Origin of the sequence: Streptomyces sp. NPDC000151 (assembly GCF_040301705.1) — a bacterium.
In the GTDB taxonomy this organism is placed as follows: Bacteria; Actinomycetota; Actinomycetes; order Streptomycetales; family Streptomycetaceae; genus Streptomyces.
Genome location: NZ_JBEPFC010000278.1, coordinates 1 through 3,506, shown reverse-complemented (window position 1 = coordinate 3,506; position 3,506 = coordinate 1). Strand labels below are relative to the sequence as shown.

The 3,506-nt window shown below is 74.6% G+C and carries 2 protein-coding genes; both read left to right on the top strand.

The genetic code is table 11. From position 1 onward, the window contains the following. On the top strand, positions 1–1,660 hold a 1,660-nt coding region (locus tag ABT381_RS35430), incomplete at its 5' end, for a hypothetical protein (protein ID WP_351602139.1). 62 nt (positions 1,661–1,722) lie between these two features. Next, positions 1,723–3,357: a DUF6519 domain-containing protein gene (locus ABT381_RS35425; RefSeq protein WP_351602136.1), complete on the top strand. Its 1,635-nt coding sequence runs from the start codon at positions 1,723–1,725 to the stop codon at positions 3,355–3,357. The last annotated feature ends 149 nt before the right edge of the window (positions 3,358–3,506 follow it).

The following is a 3,506-nucleotide window of genomic DNA, read 5'->3' as shown; positions in this document are numbered from 1 at the left end:
GGACGGCGCGGGGCTGGACCTCGCGGGCGGCCCGTTCGGCGCGACGGCCCGCTCGGCGGACGTCCGCCGGGCCGACTCGCGGCGCCGCCAGGGCGGCCTGTCCCCCGCCGGGGTGGGCCTGTACGTGTGGCGGCTGAAGCCGTACTCGGTGACGCGGGCGCCCGCGTACTGCATCGACCGGGCCCGCAACCTCTACACGTTCTCCATCCTCGGTAACGACACCCCGCTGGTCACCAAGCCCGAGCCGGAGCCGTCGGCCACCCACATCGCCACCATCGACAACGTCCCGGCGTACGTCCGGCGGCGCCAGCTGCACGACCGGCTCGCCGACTACTACGGGCCCGGCAAGTCCTTCACGATCTGGCGGGACGGGCAGCACGAGCCGGTCGACCCGTCCGACATCGTGGTGGCCGACCTCAGCGACTGGCGCTACCGGCCCAAGCGCGGCCAGGTCGCGGTCGATCCTGAGCTGGGCCGCATCGCGTTCGGCTCCCGCTCGGCGCCCCGGCAGGGTGTGTGGGTCACGTACCACTACGCCTTCGGGGACGACCTGGGCGGCGGCGAGTACCTCCGCGAGCGGGAGACCCCGGCGGACGCGGCGGTGTACCGGGTCGGGCCCGGCCAGACGTACCAGCGGATCATGGACGCGTACGGGCAGTGGCAGCACGACCGGCGGGCCGGGCGCTGCGGCCCCGACGGCATCATCGAGATCACCCACAGCGGCGCCTACCAGGAGCAGCTGGACTTCGACCTGGACCCGGGCGACCGCCTGGAGGTACGCGCCGCCGAGGGCACGCGGCCGGTGATCCGGCTGCTGGACTGGTACAGCAACCGGCCCGACGCGCTGAACATCCGGGCGCGGGACGAGGAGTGCGCCGCGGGCGACCGGCCGCGGATGGTGCTGGACGGACTGCTGATCACCGGGCGCGGGATCAACGTCCAGGGCCCGGTCGGCGCGCTCGCGCTGCGGCACTGCACGCTCGTCCCCGGCTGGTCGCTGGAGCCGGAGTGCCACCCGCACTCCCCCGAGGAGCCCAGTCTCGTACTGGACCGGACGAGCGCCTGCGTGGAGATCGACCGGACGATCCTCGGCACGATCGAGGTCATCGGGGACGAGGTGTCCACCGACCCGCTGCCGATCCACATCCGGGACAGCATCCTGGACGCGACGGGCCACGACCGCGAGGCGCTGTCCGCGCCCGACTGCCGCCACGCGCACGCCGTGCTCCACGCGCATCGCACCACGGTCATCGGTGAAGTCCACGTGCACGCCGTGCAGATCGCCGAGAACTCGCTGTTCACCGGGCGGCTGCACGTCGCCCGCCGGCAAATCGGCTGCCTCCGCTACTCCTACGTCACGCCGGGCTCCCGGACGCCGCGCCGGTACCGCTGCCTGCCGGACCTGGTGGGCGCCGAACAGGCCGGTTCCGTACGGCCGGTGCTGCGCAGCGAGCGGTACGGCACGCCCGCGTACGGACAGCTGACCGCGCCGGGCGCGGACGGCCCGGCCGGCGAGGGGTGCCGGCGCGCCGCCGAGGACGGTGCCGAACTCGGCGCCTTCCACGACCTGTACCAGCCGCAGCGCGAGGACAGCCTGCGGGCGCGGCTCGCGGAGTACACACCGGCCGGAACGGATGCGGGGATCTTCTTCGTGACCTGAACCGATCCACCCCACCCGCCAGCCGACAACGACGAGCTTCTTTCCGAGGGGGAACCCTTCCGATGCACGCTGATCTCTCCCGCATCACCTTCCGGCCGCAGGCCCACTACTCCGCCGTCCTCGCCCAGCAGGGCCGCGTCCAGCTGGACGCAGACGCCAACGAGCAGACCGCGATCCAGCTCTACCAGGCCCGGATGACCGCCACCGACCTGATAGGCCAGCACGGCGGCCCGGCCGGCGACGCCGGATTCAAGATCGACATGACCGGCGGCAGCCGCGAGCTGGACGACCTGTCGATCAGCCCCGGCCGGTACTACGTCGACGGCATCCTGGTCGAGGCGTACCGGCCGCAGCCGGGCGAGCCGGTGCCGGACCCGGCCGCTGCCGGTGCCAAGGACGACGCCGACGACGACGCCAAGGACGGCGAGGGGGCGGCCGCCGAGCCGCCGGCCACCTGGACGTACTGGGACCAGCCCGACGCCTACCGCGACGCGGAACGCCCCGGCGACCGGCTGCCCACACAGTTCCCGTACCTCGCCTACCTGAAGGTGTGGGAGCGCTCGGTCACCGCGGCCGAGGACCCGGCGCTGCGCGAGGTCGCGCTCGGCGCGGCGCTGCCGGACACCGCGGCCCGGCTCAAGGTCGTCTGGCAGGTGCTGCCGCTGCCCGGCGGCGAGCTGGACGTCGACGGCGACGAGACGAAGAAGGGCCCGGTCCGCGAGGCCTTCCGCAAGTGGGTCGCCGAGCAGCGGAAGGCGACCGCGCGGCTCGCCGTGCGCAGCGAGCGCCCCGACCACGCCGACGACGACCCGTGCCTGGTCAAGCCGGACGCCCGGTACCGCGGCCCGGAGAACCAGCTGTACCGGGTGGAGATCCACGACGGCGGCGCCGCCAAGGACGCCACCTTCAAGTGGTCCCGCGAGAACGGCTCGGTGACCTTCCCGGTCGACGGCCTGGACGGCACCTGGGTCGAGCTGGCCTCGCTCGGCGGCGACGACAAGCTGGACCTGGACGTCGGCGACCGGGTGGAGTTCGTGGACTCCGCCGTCGCCTCGCGGCTCGAGGCCCATCCGCTGCTGCGGGTCGAGGAACTGGACCTGCCGGGGCGCCGGGTGCGCCTCTCCGACGAGCCGGCGCAGGGCGTCGGGCGGCGGCCCGAGCTCCACCCGTACCTGCGCCGCTGGGACCACCGCGAGGGCGGCCGGGCGCAGGAGCGGCAGACGAAGAAGGGCGCCTCGGGGCAGCTGCGGAACGGCGCGGTGCGCATCGAGGAAGGCGCCTGGCTGCCGCTGGAGGACGGCGTCGAGGTGTACTTCGCGGCCGGCGGCACCTACCGCAGCGGCGACTTCTGGCTGGTACCGGCCCGCACGGCCACCGGCAACGTGGAGTGGCCGACGGACGCCGCGCGCCGCCCGCTGCTCCAGGGGCCGCTCGGGCCGCAGGTCCACTACGCGCCGCTGGGCTGGGTGATGGGCGAGAAGACCGTCTCCGACCTGCGGCTGGCCTTCAAACCGCTGGCCGGGGAGATCGCCGCGGCCAGCGACGAGGAACTGGCGGCCGAGGAGGAGGCGCGGGCCGCCGACGCCGCGGCGGACGCCGAGAGCGAGCCCGCCGACGTGGCCTCCGCCGGCCCGGCGCACGGCGCGGCGCTGCGCTCGCAGACGACGGCGGAGGCGGAGTCGCTGACGGAGGAGTGACACCGGCGGGTGGCGCCACGGGGACCGCGCCACCCAGTACGTACGGGCGGGGGGCGGGGGGTTTACCCGCGCCCGGGGACCGGGGGGCGGCCCCCCCCCGCGGGGCCCCGGCGGGGCCCAAATAAAGAGCAGACGCGGGGTCTGGAGAG

Bases quoted from the DNA above. Each gene is read 5' to 3' on its own strand.
- ABT381_RS35425 (WP_351602136.1), top strand. From the start codon at position 1,723: ATGCACGCTGATCTCTCCCGCATCACCTTCCGGCCGCAGGCCCACTAC.